We start from the raw sequence: 16,753 nt of genomic DNA on the forward strand, positions 1-16,753 counted from the left end.
CCCCTGACTGAAGGTTAATCAGCCAAGAATACATTATTTAACCGAGTGATTTGAGCAAGGATTCAGACGATCGAAGGCGGGTCGGCCGGTTCCTCCTCCGTGGTACCTTGGAAAGCGTGTCGGATCTGCGCGATGAGACTGTTTGGTGGGAGATCGAGAAGTGGTTTGATCACCTGAGGAGCGAGGACTTGCCGGACTGTTTTCTCCGAGGGCAGGTCGCGGGAACGGGTGCGCAGATAGAACCGATGTTGTTGCCAGACTTCAGGGCCAAAGCGCAGAGCGATCAGCTGCAACAAGCCTTGGGCGACCACGGCGCAGAAGACGAAGACTTCATAGGCTTGCCAACAGGCGGCGACCGTGGGCTGACGCTCAATCACCGGGGCCTTGAGCGACCGATTCCGGGTCGGACGGCGGGCATGGCGTGGTAGGTGTGAAGTCCAGAAGTGAAAACAAAAAGCGCCCAGGAGCTGCTTTAATACCGCGAACAGAATTTCGATGCGGGTGCGGACACAATAGAGTTCCAACGCGGTGATGGGTGAGAGGCTCAGATCGGAGCACATGAGGACCAAAGGGCCGCGCGAGGTGATCGCGAAGATGAACAGGAGGGCGTCGCCGAGGGGCTTCCAGAGTAAGGGGACGCTCATCAACCGCACCCGTTCCCGCTGGCCATAGACGCAACACTCGACCTCGTCAAAACCTTGTGGATAATCAAAAACTTCTATCAGATGGACTTTCTCGCCATAACGGGGTTGTGGTCCGGGCCGGCCGGCCGGCTTCGGGGTCGCCGGAAAATAGGCGACGTAATTTTTCTTGGCCCGGGCCACGATCACCAAATACGGTTGCTTCAAGGCGATGGAATAAACGGATTGGGCCAAGCGAAAGACCCCGCGATCGAGAAAAAGGCATCCAAGACTAAAAATGCGGGGCCATCCTGATCGATGGTCAACGTCAGGGCCATCTGCACCACCCGCTCGGGCAGGCTCGGGTCCGCGCCCCTTTGGGGTGAAGTCGGTTCCACCTGACCTAAATGGCAAAAGCCTTGATGCATGCGCAGGGCTAAAGGCAAACAAAAACAAGCATCGAGTGCGCCAACCACCACCCCGATCGCGCCCCAGCAGTGCCCGCGGAAGTACGATGGCTTGTGCTGGGTTTCTGAAGCGTCATGTAACGACACGACGCCTGGCATACGCCCCCATCCTTGACCACCAGCGTATGATCACCCAACAAGACAGCCCGCCCGGCCACCTGGACGGCGACGGCCTGACGCCACACATAACCCTGCCACGTCGCCAACAGGGTCTCTAGATCATAAGCTTTGGAGCGACAGAAATGCAGAAACCGGTGATAGACCGCTTCATTCCCCTGCCAGAACCGGCACATTGACGTCACCCCGATCATTTCCGGGGCGGCGAGAAAGCTCAACACCACCGCGCAGAACAGCAGCCAACTGCGCTGCCGCGCAAAGGCGCTGCGAAAACTTTCTCAAGCATGGTATACATAAATCAGCATGGATTCTCCTCGGGCGACCGGGTTGTTCAGGCGCGGACCGCTGAGGGGAATTCATGCTGCTCTTGAGGAGCGGCCGTCAAGGCTTTTCAGGGAGAGAACTTATGACTGATGAGTAAAGTCGTTGAAGGTTACTTTTCCAATCTTCCATTGCTTCAACTTTTATCGATTCACCTTTTTTTGCGCGGGATGCCCCGTCGTTTACGGCGGGGAGGGATAGCGCATCGCCCGTAGGGCGATCATCGCTTTGAAGTTGAACGGTTGATATTAAATTTCTTTGTGAATATAATCGTCAATATGAAAATCGTACTGCAAATTAAATTGCTCCCGGATGAACCCCAACGCGCGGCGTTGAAGGACACGATGCGCGTCTTTAACGAGGCGTGTAACTTCATTGCGGAAGTGGCGTTTCAAGAACAGTGCGCGTCCAAGTTTGTTTTGCAAAAACTTGTTTATGATGAGGTACGGAAACAATTTGGCTTGTCGGCGCAGTTGACCATTCGGGCGATTGCCAAAGTCGTTGAAGCCTACAAGCGCGACAAGTCGAAACAATGCTTTTTCAAACCGACAGGCGCGGTCGTTTACGATCAGCGCATTCTGAGCTTCAAGGGTTTGGAAGCTGCCAGTATCTTGACCCTGGAAGGACGATTGACCATTGCCATGCAGATGGGCGATTACCAATGCCTTCAATTTGGGCGCGGCCACGGTCAAGCCGATTTGGTTCTGGTGGATGGGGTGTTTTATCTGCTGGTGGTGATTGAAACACCCACCGCCCCGCCCATCGATCCCAAAGGGTTCATTGGCGTTGACCTGGGCATCGTGCAAATTGCCAGCGACTCGGACGGTGAATCGTTTTCGGGCGATACGGTTGAGAATACCCGACGCCGCTACCATACCCTGCGGAAAGACCTGCAATCCTGCGGGTCGCGGTCGGCCCGTCGCCATCTGCAACGCATTCGGCGGAAAGAAAGCCGGTTCAGGCGCAATCAAAACCATGTGATCTCCAAAAAGCTCGTCGAGAAAGCAAAAGGCACCGAACGCGGAATTGCGCTGGAGAATCTCCGGCATATCCGCAAACGGACAACGGTTCGGAAATCCGACAGAGCGAAACATAGCGGTTGGTCGTTCTTTCAGCTTCAATCATTTATCGAATACAAGGCAAAGCTGAATGGCGTTCAGGTGCAGCATGTTGATCCCCGCAATACCTCGCGCCAATGCGCGGCCTGCGGGCATACAGAAAAAGCCAATCGCAAAACCCAATCCCGTTTTCAATGTGTCTCCTGCGGACATATTGCGAATGCGGATCAAAACGCGGCGATTAATATCGCCGCAAGGGCTACTGTCAATTAGCCTATTGTGGCGCACGATGACGACCAGGGACAGTCCGAGTGCAGCCACAAGCCACGGCCTTTAGGCCGGGGTAGTTGACATTATCATAGGTCTATCCGCAAGCTTTTCTGAGGAAACAATTATGAAATCTTTACTGAATGTAGCCTTAATCGCCTTATTGGGCCTGGGGAGCAGCGCTTGCACGGTCCTCATCGATCCCAGTTCCGGCTCCAGTGCGACGACCGCCGGTAACAAAAGCGCTGCATTCATGGACCGGCAACAACAAACCGCCGAATTTGCCCAGGTTAATTTACTGCGATTGAAACAGGACATGGCAGCGGGACAGGGAGAATATCTAAGTTCCCTGGCTACGCTACTGAAGATTGAACCCGGTCGCCAATCTGAATTCTTTGCGTTCACCCAGGAAAAATTCGCAACGCTGTTCCCGAGCGACCAGACAACCGCAGAGGAGATGCTGGTTGCGTTAAATCGCGAGATGCGCGCTGATCCGCGCTTTGGCGTTCATGTCGCGTTGAATTGAGTCGAATTCCACCGCTCATTTCATCGGTCATCCGCCGATGCTGTTTCATCTTTCTGCTTGGGTTTCTACTTCCAGGGAGAGAAGCCCAAGCCGACTACTTAAACGAACTGCTGGATCGCGCCGACCGGTTGAATCTGGCCGAACGGCGCGAGTGGCGTACTCTGTTGCACTACCGATCCGCCTCGGATGACGAGCGCGTTATCAGCGATGCTGATGATGCCCGCTTCTTTCTCGCGCCCACGGGTAAAAACGATCCGCAAGCGGAACTGGCCGCAACCTTGCGCGCCTTTTTCATTACCAAGCCGGTTGGCGCCGATCCGCAACCGGCCCAGTGCGCGTTCATTGCCCGCTACCGCTGGTTGAGGACGGAATTGGATGTTGATGATCAGCGCTTGCCGCCGCAAACCTGTGTGCGCTTTCAGCATTGGCTCCGGGAGCTGAACGCTGAATCCGTGACCTTAGTATTCGCTTCGGCCTATCTCAACAATCCCGCCTCGCTATTTGGCCACACTTTGCTGCGACTCAATCAACGCGGCCAGACCGACCGCACCCGCCTCCTGGCCTATACCATCAGTTACGCTGCCGATGATTCGGGCAGCCACAGCTTGATGTATGCCATCAATGGAATCACCGGCGGTTTTCGGGGCCAGTTCGACATTCAGCCCTATTACCAAATGGTGCGAATCTATAGCGATCTGGAAAGCCGGGACATTTGGGAATACCGACTGAATCTGTCTCCACTGCAATTGCAACGGATGCTGGAACATGTCTGGGAACTGCGTGGCATTGAGTTCGATTATTATTTTCTTCGGGAGAACTGCGCCTGGCAATTGCTGACCTTGCTGGAAGCCGCTGATCCGAACCTGCAATTCAGCGACCAGTTCACTTTGTGGACCTTGCCGGCGGACACCCTGCGTTTGCTGGACCAGCAACCGGGACTTGTTGGGGAAGTGATCTCACGCCCGGCGCGAGGAACAGCGATCCGTCGTCGCCAACAAGCGCTGAGTCGCGAAGAACTGCGGTTGGTTCGACAAGTGCGTAGTGATCCGAAAGTGGCCATGACGCCTGCTTTCACCGCGCTGGCCCTGGAACGCCAGGCGCTGTTACTGGAATTGGCGCTGGATCAGCGACAACACCAGCAAACCGACCGGCTTGAAAAGGGGAGGGCAACTCCACCCGACCGGATAGCGCACCAATTGCTGACGGCTCGCCAACGATTAGCGGTTCCTGCAGCGCCTGTTGTGATTGAACCCTATGCAACTCGTCCGGAAACCGGTCATGCTTCGCGTAGGGCCGGTATGGGCCTTGGTCAGCGAAATAGAAAAGAATTCTTAGAGTTAACCGCGCGCGCGAGCGGCCACGATCTATTGGAATCGGATGCCGGTTATACCCGCGATGCCCAGATCGAGGTGCTGAGCATGGCTATTCGCTACTACCTGGATCATGGCGGCTGGCAACTTGACCGGTTAACCTTGCTTGATATTACTTCACTGACGCCCTTTGATCCACTGGCTCCACATCCGGCCTGGCGGATTCATATCGGCTGGCAACCCGCGCCCCAGGACGATTGCCCGGATTGTCGCACGTTCAATATCAACGGGAGTCTGGGAGTGGCGATGGAAACCAGTTGGCCAGGGCGCGCTTTATGGTTCGCCTTGCCGGAACTGGAGTTGGACTACAGCCCGGACTTGTCCAACGATTATCGCGCCGGGTGGGGAATAACCCTGGGAGCCTTGCTGCAACCAGCGACTAACTGGAAAATTCTGGCCCGCATCAATGGACTGAATTACCAATGGGGTGAAACCGGCACAATCTGGCAGACGACCGTGGGGCAGAATCTGGCGTTGGGACGCGATTGGGCTTTGCAGATGGAATGGCGCACTTTTAGAAAGACGCATGAGTTTGCGCTCGGTTTGCGCGCCTACTTTTGATGCTCGACTTTAAACAACTATTTGATTTTTCATGATCGTTAACCTTTGCAACCAGACAATGATCCAACGCCTCCTGTTTTTTTGCCTGTTTGGCTATAACGCAACAGTCGGGGCCGCCGGCATGGGGCTGGCCGATGCCTGGCATTTGCTGGCGCGCACCGGCTTTGGACCGACCTGGCCGGAGATTCGGGAATTCGCCGCGCTGTCCCGGACCGAAGGCATTGATCGGTTGCTGACTGCCAGTCGCGTGCAAGCCGTAACGCCACCGCCTGCCTGGGTTGCGGTTTACCCACCACCGGTGGCGCTACGCGACCTGAGTCCGCAAGAACAGCAACGACGCCAGCAGGTCAAGCGCGAGCAAGGGCGGGAATTGCGCGTCTGGTGGCTGACCGAAATGCGGAATGCGCCAACGCCGCTTACCGAACACATGACGCTGTTCTGGCACAACCATTTCACTTCCGCTCTGCCCAAGGTCAGTTCGCCGGTGCTGATGTACCGGCAGAACGTCCTGCTGCGGCATCACGCGCTAAGACGGTTTGATGTGCTGCTGCACGAGATCGCCAAGGATCCCGCCATGCTGATCTATCTGGATGGCGCAGTGAACCGCAAGCGCCAACCGAACGAAAATTTTGCGCGGGAAGTGATGGAGTTGTTCACCCTGGGCGAGGGCCATTACCGCGAAGCGGATGTCAAGGACGCCGCACGCGCTTTCACCGGTTGGAGCCTTGACCGGGAAACGGGCGAGTTCTGCTTTCGCCCCGCGTGGCATGATGGCGGAACCAAAACCATTCTGGGCCAGACCGGTCGTTTCGATGGCGATGCGGTGCTGGATATACTGCTGGCGCAACCGGAGACCGCTGCGCACGTCGTTCGCAAGTTATGGCGTGAGTTCATTTCGCTGCAACCGGATGAGGCGGAAGTGAAGCGTATCGCCGAGGAGTTCCGGAAACAACGCTACGAAATCAGAGCGGCGCTGCGTTGTCTGCTGAATTCGCCAGCGTTCTGGGCGTCGGCCCACCGGGGCGTTCTGGTCAAATCGCCGCTGGATTTCGTGATTGGTCTCCAGCGTCAACTGGACCTCAAAACGCTGGAGCAAAACCAGGTCGTACAACGCGCCGCCCAGTTGGGGCAAAATGTGTTTGCGCCGCCGAATGTCAAAGGCTGGCCAGGCGGCGAGGCATGGCTCGACAGTCGCGCCTTGTTGCTGCGCCGGCAGATTGTGCAGCAATGGTCAATGGCGCGTCGACCGCGCAAACCGCTCGCCCAGAACCTGGATTTCGCTATCAAGCCCTGGATCAGACAATTTGAGTCGGCAGATTGGCGAGAAGCCGCCCAACGCTTGTTGTTGCCACTGCCGCCATTGCGACAACCGGCAGCGATTTTATCACCGATCGAGATCGTGCAAGCCCTGCTGCTGGACCCGGTCTATCAGCTCAAGTAGGCGAAAGGCGAAAGTTCAGGATAACCAGATATGATGATGAAACGCCGTACTTTTTTATTAACCCTGGCAGGCGCTGGCCTGGGGCTGTCGCCGATCCGGAGCCAGACCGCCGCGCCCAGTCCCAACCGGTTATTGATCCTGATTGCGCTCAAGGGCGGCAATGATGGTCTGAATACGCTGATTCCCTACGCTGATCCTCGATATCGAATTCTGCGCCCTGACCTAGCGATTCCTGTCGATCAGGTGGTGAAACTCAGCGAGCAGGAGGGCCTGCATCCACAACTGGCGCCATTGCGGGAGGTTTGGCAAGCTGGGGAACTGGCGCTGGTGCGTGGCGTGGGTTATCCCGAGCCGAATTTGTCCCATTTTCGTTCAATGGACATCTGGGAGACCGCCTCGGCGAGTGACGAAACTTTGACGACCGGTTGGTTAGCGCGTTGCTTTGCCGCGCATTCACCGCCCGCTAATCTGATCGCCGCTGGCGTCGCGGTGGGCAATGATGCAGCCGGTCCCTTACAGGGGAGCGCCAACGCGCTCACCCTGACGGATATTGCTCTGTTTCAGCAACAGGCGCGATGGCTGGGACTCGCTCCGTCGACCGTTCCCCCCAATCCGGCTTTGCGCCACATCGTCGATGTGGAAAACCGGATTCGCCAGGCGGCCAGCCAGCTCAAGCGCGGGCATCGGTTTGAGACGACCTTTCCTGAAGGACCTTTTGGCCGGGCGCTGCGCACCGCCTGCGAAGTCATCGCCAGCCGGAAACGTGCTAGCGTCGCCGTGGTTCATCTGAGTCTGCCTGACTTCGATACGCATGTCCGGCAGGCGCCGAGACAGGGCCGATTGCTCCGGCAACTGGCTGAGGGGCTGGTCAGCCTCCGCGCGGCGTTGCGGGAACTGGGCGTGTGGAATGAGGCGCTGGTGATGACCTATTCCGAATTTGGGCGACGGCCCCAGCAGAACGCCAATCGCGGGACCGATCATGGAACCGCCAGCATACAATTCGTTCTCGGTGGCTCAGTCAGGGGCGGCTTTCATGGAGCAGCGCTGGATTTGACGAACCTGGACGGCAATGGTAATCCACATTTTGTTTTAGATTTCCGCAGCCTGTATGCAACAGTGCTGGAAAAGTGGTGGGGCGTGGAGAGCCGGTCAGTACTGGGCGCGCAATTTGAGACCGTGAAGCTGATCTGATGGGGTTCTTCGAGGGTTCCTGTGGAACTCAATGTACTAATACCATTTACCGATAGATTTTGAATCTTTTTTTCCCTTAGCGACGCTAGGTCTTGGCGGTTCATCCGTTTTTCTGGCTAAACCTAATGGGAATTGGCATAAACAGCATGCGTCGGCGATACTCTCTTCATCGCACCATCTCCTGTCCAGAATGAACGACTCGGCAGTAAGCTGCGGGGTATGAAACAACTCTAATAAACAATCTTGAAGACCGAGGCTCCATGAGCGCCGCTATCGAAGATCAGTTACGTCGCGCTATTCTGACCATCCGCTCGCTGAAGCGTGAAGTTGAGGAACTGCGCGCCGAGCGCCAGCCCGCAATCGCCGTGATCGGTATGGGTTGCCGCTTCCCCGGTGGAGCGGATTCCCCGGCGGCCTTTTGGCGGATGTTGTTGGAAGGCCGCGATGCGATTGTTGAAGTCCCGGCAGATCGTTGGGAGGTGGACGCTTGGTACGATCCGGACCCGGACGCGCCCGGCAAGATGAACACGCGCTGGGGCGGTTTCCTGCGCGATATTGATTGCTTCGATGCGGAGTTTTTCGAGTTGTCGGCCCGCGAAGCGGCAGGGATGGACCCCCAGCAACGCTTATTGCTTGAAGTCGCCTGGGAAGCATTGGAAGACGCGCATATCGCGGCTGACCGGCTGCGCGATAGCCAGACAGGCGTTTATATCGGCATTAATGCCGCCGAATATTACCAGATGGCTCTGGCAAATCCGGCTACGCTCGACGCGCACACGCTTTCCGGGGGGGTCGCCAGCGTCGCCGCCGGACGGCTCTCCTACCTGCTCGGTCTTAACGGTCCTTCAGTGGCGGTGGACACCGCCTGTTCCTCTTCGTTGACCGCTGTGCATTTGGCGGTTCAATCGCTGCGCGCTGGGGAAAGCCGGTTGGCGCTGGCTGGCGGAGTCTATACGGTGCTGCAACCGGAATTGACGGTAGGATTGTCCCGGTTGCACATGATGGCGGCGGACGGTCGCTGCAAGACCTTCGACGCAGCCGCAGATGGCTTTGTCCAGGGCGAGGGCTGCGCGTTGGTCGTCCTTAAGCGTTTGGCCGATGCGCTGACCGATGGTGATTCAATCCAGGCGGTCATTCGCGGTTCGGCCATGAATCAGGATGGGCGCAGCGGCAGCCTGACCGCGCCATCCCGCTCGGCGCAGGTTCAGGTCATCCAGGCGGCGTTAAAGGACGCGGGATTGTCCCCGGAACGGATCGGCTATGTCGAGACGCATGGCACCGGCACCGCGCTTGGCGACCCGATTGAACTTCATGCGCTGGTCGATGCGCTCGGTCCTAACCGTCAGCGCCCGGTCATTTTAGGCGCGGTCAAGACGCAGGTGGGTCACTTAGGTCCGGCGGCGGGCATCGCCGGTCTGGTCAAAGCGGTATTGACGGTCCGCGAGGGCGTGGTCCCACCAAATCTGCATTTCCAGAGGCTTAATCCCAATATCCAAATGGATGGATTCCCAGTGGTTTTCCCGAAAACGCCTACGAGTTGGCCGGCTGGAAAAGGGCCACGCGCCGCAGGCGTGAGTTCGTTCGGATTTTCCGGAACGAATGTGCATGTAATTGTGGAAGAAGCACCGAAAAATAAGGAGATAGCTGTCGACCGCCACGCGCCACTTGCTACTCGCTACTCGCTGCTTTGCCTGTCAGCCCGCGACGAGGCGGCGCTGATTGAGTTGCGCCAGCGTTACCTGGACATTTTGACCGATGAAGCGGACTTCCCGGCGATCTGCCGGACGGCGGCGTTGGGCCGGCGGCATTTTGAATACCGGTTGGCGGTCGTGGCTGAATCAGCGGCGGAAACACGAGCGTTGCTGGTCGAGGCAACCCCGACGCGGATTGCAACGCGACCGCGCGATTCTTCCCCGGTCATCCCGTCGCTGACAACCATGGATGAGCCACGCACCACGCTGCAAGCGGTGGCGGCGCGCTATGTCCACGGTTTGCCGATCGATTGGGCGACGCTGTTTGGCCCTGGCGCTCGCGCCCCCGCGCCGACCTATCCTTTTCAGCGCCGGCGCTATTGGCGCGATGTGGCCAAAATCCCCCCTAACCCCCCTTTTGCAAAGGGGGGGACTGAAGGGTTACGGTTGGGCGAGAAGGGAGAGCGCTGGTTGCCGGGAACTTGCCTGATATCGCCCGCACCGGAAACCCAGTTCCAATTGCCGATCGGACTCGACCGGTTTCCCTGGTTGAGCGATCACCGGGTGCAAGATTTGGCGCTGGTTCCCGGCGCTTTTCAAATCGCCTGCCTGCTGGGCGCTTGGCAGTCCTTGCACAGTTCCGCGCCCTGCCAAATGACTTCCCTGGTTTTCGCCCGGCCACTGATTGCGCCAGAAACGGGAAGCATTGATGCCTGGACGTTGTTGGCTCCCGATGGCGCTGCCCGGCTGGTCAGCCGCGACGGCGATGCCTGGTTGGAACATGCTGAAGTCTTTATCGCGCCGTCTGCCAAACGGGCGCCCGAAAAGCGCAACCTTGACGCCCTGCGCCGCCATTGCATTGAAGCCGTCGCGCCGGAAGCGTGGCGTCGTGAACTCGAAGCCTTGGGCATCACCATTGGTCCGGCGTTTCAAGGCATCCGGCAGCTCTGGCGTTCCCCCGGCGAGGCGCTGGCTGAAGTGACTTTACCGCCGGGCTTGCGCTGCCCAGACGGAGCGCTGCATCCCGCTCTGCTCGATGCCTGTTTGCAAGTCGCGGGCGGAGCGGTTGCAGATCAGGCTCAGGGACAGGCTCTGCTGCCTGTGGGAATTGATCGGATCGAGATCGCAGAAATTCCCACAAGTTCGGTTTGGGTTCATGCGCGCCGCACTCGCGCCGATGCTGTGATCAGCGCTGATCTTGAGTTGCTGGACGCCGCTGGACGCTGGTTGATGCAGATTCAGGGTCTGCATGTCAAACGCGCGCCGCAACGCCTGGGACGGATGGAGCGAAGCGCGGACTGGTTTTACCGCGTGGAATGGATCGACCAAGCGCCGCCGCCCGTCGCAGAGGGAACAGCATCCCGGCTGATTCTGGCTTCCGACGTTCCTGCCGGTTTGGAACTGGCGCACCGACTGAACGGCTACAACCGGATCGTCACGCCTGCTTCCGCTCTCACACAGATAACCCCGAATCACTGGCAAGCGCCGCCGGAAGCGATGGGTGAACTGGTGGGTCGACTGGGCGATGTGACCGACGTGGTTGATTTGCAGAGCGCCACTGGCGAAGAAACGGGCCAACCGGCATTGACCATGATTCGCGCCTTGTTGGCGACGACGGCTCGCCCGGCATTGTGGTTCATCACCCAAGGCGCGGTTCTGGAAACGCCACACCCGGAGCAAGCGGCGCTATGGGGACTGGGCGCGACGTTGGCGTTGGAGCATCCGGAATGGTCCTGCCGCTGTCTGGACGCCGACACTCTGGACGCAATCGCCCATGAATTGTCCGCCGCGCCATCGACCCCGGAAACAGCGATGGTCTGGCGACATGGCCAGCGCCGCGTTCCACGTCTGGTTCACGCTCGACCGAACCGGATGGCATCGCTACCGGCTTTACGCGGTACAGTGTTGATCACCGGCGCATTCGGCGGGTTGGGACGGCGAGTTGCCAATTGGGCGGTGGAACGCGGGGCGGAACAACTGGCGCTGGTCGGTCGCCAGGCGGACCGACCGGATGCTTGCGCCTTCGCCGAATCGTTCGCTGTTCCCGTGCGCCGGTTCGCGGTCGATGTCAGCCGCCGCGAGGACGTAGAACGCCTGATCGCTAGTTTGGCTGATCTGCCGCCCTTGCGCAGTATTTTGCACCTGGCCGGAACCCAAGCGCCGGGACTGCTGGCGGGCTTGGACGGGGTCGATTTTCGCGCCGCACTGGACGCCAAGGCTAACGGCGCGCAGTGGCTGCATCAGGCGACTTTGGGCCAATCTCTGGATCATTTCGTGCTCTTTTCTTCCATCGCTTCGGTGCTGGGCGCCGCCGGTCAAGGCGGTTACGCTGCCGCCAACGCTTTGCTCGACGCGCTGGCCCGACAGCGCCGTTCGCAGGGGCTACCCGCGATATCCATTGCCTGGGGACGCTGGGCGGGCGCAGGCATGGCGAATGAACTCGATACAGCCACGCTGCAACGGATCGAGGCGCTGGGTTTGTTACCCATGCCGGTTGATCAGGCGCTGGCGGCGCTCGATCAGGCGCTGATTGCTGATGAGGTCAACCCGGTGATTGTCGACATCGACTGGAATCGCTATCGCCAGCGGCACCCGTCAGGCCGACCCCCAGCCTTGCTGGATCAGTTGGAGAGCACAACCGCTCCACCACCGACCCAGGCCCGCCTGACGGATCGGTTGACCGGGCTGACCGAAACCGAACGCGTCACAGTTCTGCTGGAAGGACTGATTGAGGAAACGCGGCTCGTTTTGGGTCTGGATGCGGATCGCGCCCTGGACATCCACCGTCCGCTGATTCAACTGGGCCTGGATTCGTTACTGGCGGTGGAATTGCGGAATCGACTCCGGACTGCATTGGGGAATGCGCCCAGCATTGCCGTATTGTTGGGTGGAGCCAGTTTAGTGGAACTGGCGGCGGTGATTGCGCCCTTACCCCCAACGCCTCCCCCAGCGAATGAGGAGCGTTCATCGCCATCAACCGATACCGACTGGGAGGAATTGACGCTATGAGGGCCAGCGAAATCATTGAGGCGCTGCGTCGCCGGGGCGTTACCGTGGCGCTCGACGGGGAACGCCTGAACATCCGCGCCCCCAAAGGCGTGCTGACCGAGGACGATAAACAGGCGCTGGCTCTGAACAAGAATCCGATTCTGGCCCGGTTACGCGCGGAACGGGAAGAACCGGAAGAATTCCCGCTGACCGAGATTCAGCAGGCTTATTGGGTCGGGCGTCGCTCCATGATGCTGGGCAACGTCGGTTGTCACGCCTACCGAGAATTTGTTAGCCCGGAATTGGATCCAGCTCGTCTGGAAGCGGCCTGGCAGACGCTGATTGCGCGCCATGACATGCTACGTGCGGTGATTTCCGAAAATGGCCGTCAACGCGTGCTGGCCGAGACGCCGCCTTATCGAATCGAAATTCTCGACCTGCGCGACTGCGCCGATGCGCCGGAACAACTCGCCGCTCTGCGAGAGTCGCTTTCTCACCAGACCTTCGATCCGGCCCGCTGGCCGCTGTTCGATATCCGTCTGGTCCGCCTTGACGGGCAAACCCGCGTCCATATTGGCATGGACCTGCTGATCGCCGACGCCGCTAGCATGTTGCAGCTTTACCGGGAATGGGGAGCGCTTTATCAGAATCCGCAGGCCGTTTTGCCGCCCCTGCATCATCGCTTTGCCGACTATGCGCGTTCCGGCAGCGCTTCGCTGGAAGAGCAGGCCAAGGCTGAAGCTTATTGGCGCTCCCGGCTGGACACCCTGCCTGGCCCACCGGAGTTGCCGCTGGTCAAAGCGCCCGCGCAAATTGAGCGACCCCGCTTTACGCGCCACAGCCATATCCTGTCCGCGCCGATCTGGGCGGCGCTGCGGGAGCGGGCGCGCGCCGCTGGTCTGACGCCCTCCAATCTGCTGGTGGCCGCTTATGCCGATATTCTAGCGACCTGGAGCAAGACCCAACGCTTTTTGATCACACTGACCACGTTTCGCGCCCCAGAGGAATACGCGGGGGTTGTCGGCGATTTTACTTCAACCCTGCTGCTGGAAGTGGACGCTCGCGCCGAAACCTTCACCGAACGAGCTAAAACGCTGCAAACCCGGTTGCTTCGCGATCTGGATCACGACGCCTGGAGCGGGGTGCGAGTGATCCGCGAACTGGCCCGCGCTCGTCACGGCTTGACTGACTCGATCCCAGTGGTGTTCACCAGTGCCCTCGGTCACCGTCGGGCGACGGAAACGGCGCTGCCCACCGCCTGGTTAGGCCACGCCGACTACGCGATTACCCAAACCCCGCAGGTGTGGATTGACCACCATGTCATCGAAGACGGCGACCGCCTGATTCTGTCCTGGGACGCGGTTGAAGAACTGTTCCCTGCTGGCCTGATCGGGACGCTGTTTGCCGCGTACCGCCATTTTGTCGAAGCTTTGGCGGTGGAAGAATCGGCCTGGAACTGGCCGCTGGGCGCGCACTTGCCGGTCGAGCAACGTGAGCGCCGCCTGCGCGCCAACGCCACCACCGCGCCCTTGCCAGACGGTTTACTGCACCAAGGTTTCTTCGCCTGGGCCGAACGCCAGCCCGAACGCCTGGCGGTAGTGACCTCGCAACGTAGCCTGAATTACGGAGAATTGGCCGCGGTGGCCCGCCGGGTTGCGGAGATTGTGCGAGCGGCAGGTTGCGGTCCCAACCAACTGGTCGGCATTGCCATGAACAAGGGCTGGGAACAGGCTGCCGCCGCGTTGGGCATTCTCGCTGCGGGGGCGGCTTATTTGCCCATCGATCCCGCTTTGCCCGAGCTGCGCCGCCGTTATCTGGCCGAGAATGGCGCACTGACCCTGGTGTTTACCCAATGTTCTCCCCAGCGGGAAATGACCTGGCCAGAAAATGTGCAAGTTGTGGCGGTGGATGAGTTAGCGCCCGATGACGAACCTTTAGCGTCGTTACCCAGCACCCAGTCATCAGACTTGGCCTACGTGATCTATACCTCCGGTTCAACCGGTCAACCCAAAGGGGTGATGATCGAACACCAGGCCGCGCTCAATACCCTGATGGATATCCATCGCCGCTTTGGCATTGGCGCGGATGACGCTGTTCTCGGGCTGTCCTCGCTGAGTTTCGATTTGTCGGTTTACGACCTGTTCGGTCTGCTGGGTTGCGGCGGACGGCTGGCGCTGCCTGATCCCGAACGCCTGCGCGATCCGGGTCACTGGCTGGAGTTAATGACCCGCCACCGCGTCACCGTCTGGAACACCGTACCTGCGTTGCTGGCGATGTTGCTGGAATATGGCCAACCCTTGCCGGACGGCCTGCGCGTGGTGATGCTGTCCGGCGACTGGACGCCGCTGACCTTACCGGGACGACTCAAGGCATTAGCGCCGAACGCAACGCTCTACGTCCTGGGCGGCGCGACGGAAGCGGCGATCTGGTCAAATTATTTTCGCGTTGATCAGCTTGATCCCGCCTGGCGCAGCATTCCCTACGGCTGGCCGCTGGCGAATCAGACCTATCATATTCTCAACGAGGCGCTGGAGCCGACGCCCGATGGCGTACCGGGTCGCCTGTTTATCGGCGGGGCTGGCCTGGCGCGCGGTTACTGGGGTGATGTGGCGCGCACCGAGACCAAGTTTATTCATCACCCCGGTCATGGCGAGCGCCTCTACGAAACCGGCGATCTCGGCAGCTATCTCAGCGACGGCGCCATCGAATTTCTGGGCCGCGAAGACTTCCAGGTCAAAGTGCGCGGCCACCGCATTGAACTGGGTGAGATAGAAATCGCGTTGCGCACACATCCCGGCGTCGGTGATGCGCTGGTCATCGCCCAGGGCGATCCGGGTAGCGAACGCCGATTGATCGCTTACGTCGTGCCTGCGCCCACGGCTTCTGCGGAACCGGAAAGCGCGCTGGAGGTCGGCGATGTGCTGATGGATCCGGTGGAACGGTTGGCCTTTCGCCTGCGTCGTCCGGCCCTGCGTCCCGCGACCGATCATAACCAAATCGCCTTGCCGGGCGCTGCGCCCGATCCGGTGATCTGGCGGCGGCGCCGCACCGTGCGCCGTTATACGCCCGATCCTGTGCCGCTGGATCGACTGGCGGAACTGCTGGGCGTTTTACGCGCTTTGTCCAGCGCAGACACCGGATTGCCCAAGTACCGCTATGCTTCGGCGGGAACAGCGTACCCCGTGCAACTCTGGTTGCATGTCCAGACGGGGCGTGTGGATGAACTGGCCGGCGGTCTTTACTACTATCACCCGGATCGCCATAGCCTGGAACCGATCGCTGCCGGACTGGATCTGCCGGATGAACTGCATTTGTCCGGTAATCGACCGATTTTCGCCAGTGCCGCTTTTTCCCTGTTCTTCATTGCCGAATACCCGGCCATCCGCCCGCTCTACGGCGCGCTGGCCCGCGACTTTTGCCTGCTGGAAGCCGGTTACATGGGACAGTTATTAATGGAGGAAGCCGCCCGGTTGGAACTGGGATTGTGCGCGATCGGCGCGGTAAACCCGGATCGGTTGCCGGACAGGCTGGAATTGGGCGAGGACCGCGAGTTGTTGCACAGTTTTCTGGGCGGCCTACCGGCGGAAGATGAGCAGAACGCGCCAGGCGCACAACCTTTAAGTACGCTGATCGAGACGCTCAAAGGCTGGCTGGCTGAACGATTGCCGGACTCTATGACGCCCGAGGCGATCATTCCCCTCGATGCGTTGCCGCTGACGGCCAACGGCAAGATTGACCGTGGTCGCTTGCCCGGCATTGCTCCGTCAATCCCGCGGGACCCGGCGCCGCTGCAAAGCGCGCTGGAAGCGACCATTGCGGGTATTTTCGCCGAAGTGCTGGAATTACCTGCGGTGGATCGTGAGCGGCAGGTGTTTGAACTTGGTGGCACATCGGTTCATATCGTGCGCATCCACCGCCGGCTGAGCGAGATGTTGGGGAAGACGCTCGATATCGTGGAATTGTTCCGCTTTCCCAGTGTGGCCCAGTTGGCTGTGCACCTGGAACGGCGAGGCGAGGGCGCCGATTCTGCGGTGACTGGCAGCGCTCGGGGGGCAGCACGGCGGGCGGTTCGCAGCGAGACGACCGGACAGGAGAAAGTTTTACGATGATCGTCGATCTCCCTATTATCGCTGCT

General features: G+C 59.5%; 9 protein-coding genes. 7 read left to right on the plus strand and 2 right to left on the minus strand.

The features are described 5' to 3' along the window. Positions 1-62 precede the first annotated feature (62 nt). Both H6973_19660 and H6973_19665 read right to left on the minus strand, forming a co-directional pair. Positions 63-875 carry a hypothetical protein gene (locus H6973_19660; GenBank protein MCP5127743.1) on the minus strand — a complete coding sequence of 271 codons (813 nt, stop codon included), beginning with the start codon at positions 873-875 and terminating at the stop codon, positions 63-65. A 181-nt stretch (positions 876-1,056) separates the two neighbouring features. Then, positions 1,057-1,425 (minus strand): hypothetical protein, encoded by a 369-nt coding sequence (locus tag H6973_19665; protein ID MCP5127744.1) that lies wholly within the window; start codon positions 1,423-1,425, stop codon positions 1,057-1,059. Between the two features lie 378 nt (positions 1,426-1,803). Between H6973_19665 and tnpB the strand changes: the two genes are divergently transcribed. The 7 genes from tnpB (at position 1,804) to H6973_19700 (ending at position 16,727) form a co-directional block, all read left to right on the plus strand. Continuing rightward, on the plus strand, positions 1,804-2,856 hold the full coding sequence (gene tnpB / locus H6973_19670; GenBank protein MCP5127745.1) for an IS200/IS605 family element transposase accessory protein TnpB: 1,053 nt from the start codon (positions 1,804-1,806) through the stop codon (positions 2,854-2,856). 121 nt (positions 2,857-2,977) lie between these two features. Beyond that, complete coding sequence (locus H6973_19675; protein ID MCP5127746.1) at positions 2,978-3,376, plus strand: DUF3015 family protein; 399 nt, start codon at positions 2,978-2,980, stop codon at positions 3,374-3,376. After that, positions 3,373-5,307: a DUF4105 domain-containing protein gene (locus H6973_19680; GenBank protein ID MCP5127747.1), complete on the plus strand. Its 1,935-nt coding sequence runs from the start codon at positions 3,373-3,375 to the stop codon at positions 5,305-5,307. Before H6973_19675 ends, H6973_19680 begins: the two co-directional genes overlap by 4 nt. Before the next feature lie 58 nt (positions 5,308-5,365). Further along, complete coding sequence (locus tag H6973_19685; GenBank protein MCP5127748.1) at positions 5,366-6,748, plus strand: DUF1800 domain-containing protein; 1,383 nt, start codon at positions 5,366-5,368, stop codon at positions 6,746-6,748. A gap of 36 nt (positions 6,749-6,784) precedes the next feature. Then, positions 6,785-7,939 carry a DUF1501 domain-containing protein gene (locus H6973_19690; GenBank protein MCP5127749.1) on the plus strand — a complete coding sequence of 385 codons (1,155 nt, stop codon included), beginning with the start codon at positions 6,785-6,787 and terminating at the stop codon, positions 7,937-7,939. A 260-nt stretch (positions 7,940-8,199) separates the two neighbouring features. Further along, positions 8,200-12,639, plus strand: coding sequence for an SDR family NAD(P)-dependent oxidoreductase (locus tag H6973_19695; GenBank protein ID MCP5127750.1), 4,440 nt, complete (start codon positions 8,200-8,202; stop codon positions 12,637-12,639). Beyond that, positions 12,636-16,727, plus strand: coding sequence for an amino acid adenylation domain-containing protein (locus tag H6973_19700; GenBank protein ID MCP5127751.1), 4,092 nt, complete (start codon positions 12,636-12,638; stop codon positions 16,725-16,727). Before H6973_19695 ends, H6973_19700 begins: the two co-directional genes overlap by 4 nt. The last annotated feature ends 26 nt before the right edge of the window (positions 16,728-16,753 follow it).

This window comes from Gammaproteobacteria bacterium (assembly GCA_024235095.1).
Taxonomy (GTDB): domain Bacteria; phylum Pseudomonadota; class Gammaproteobacteria; order Competibacterales; family Competibacteraceae; genus UBA2383.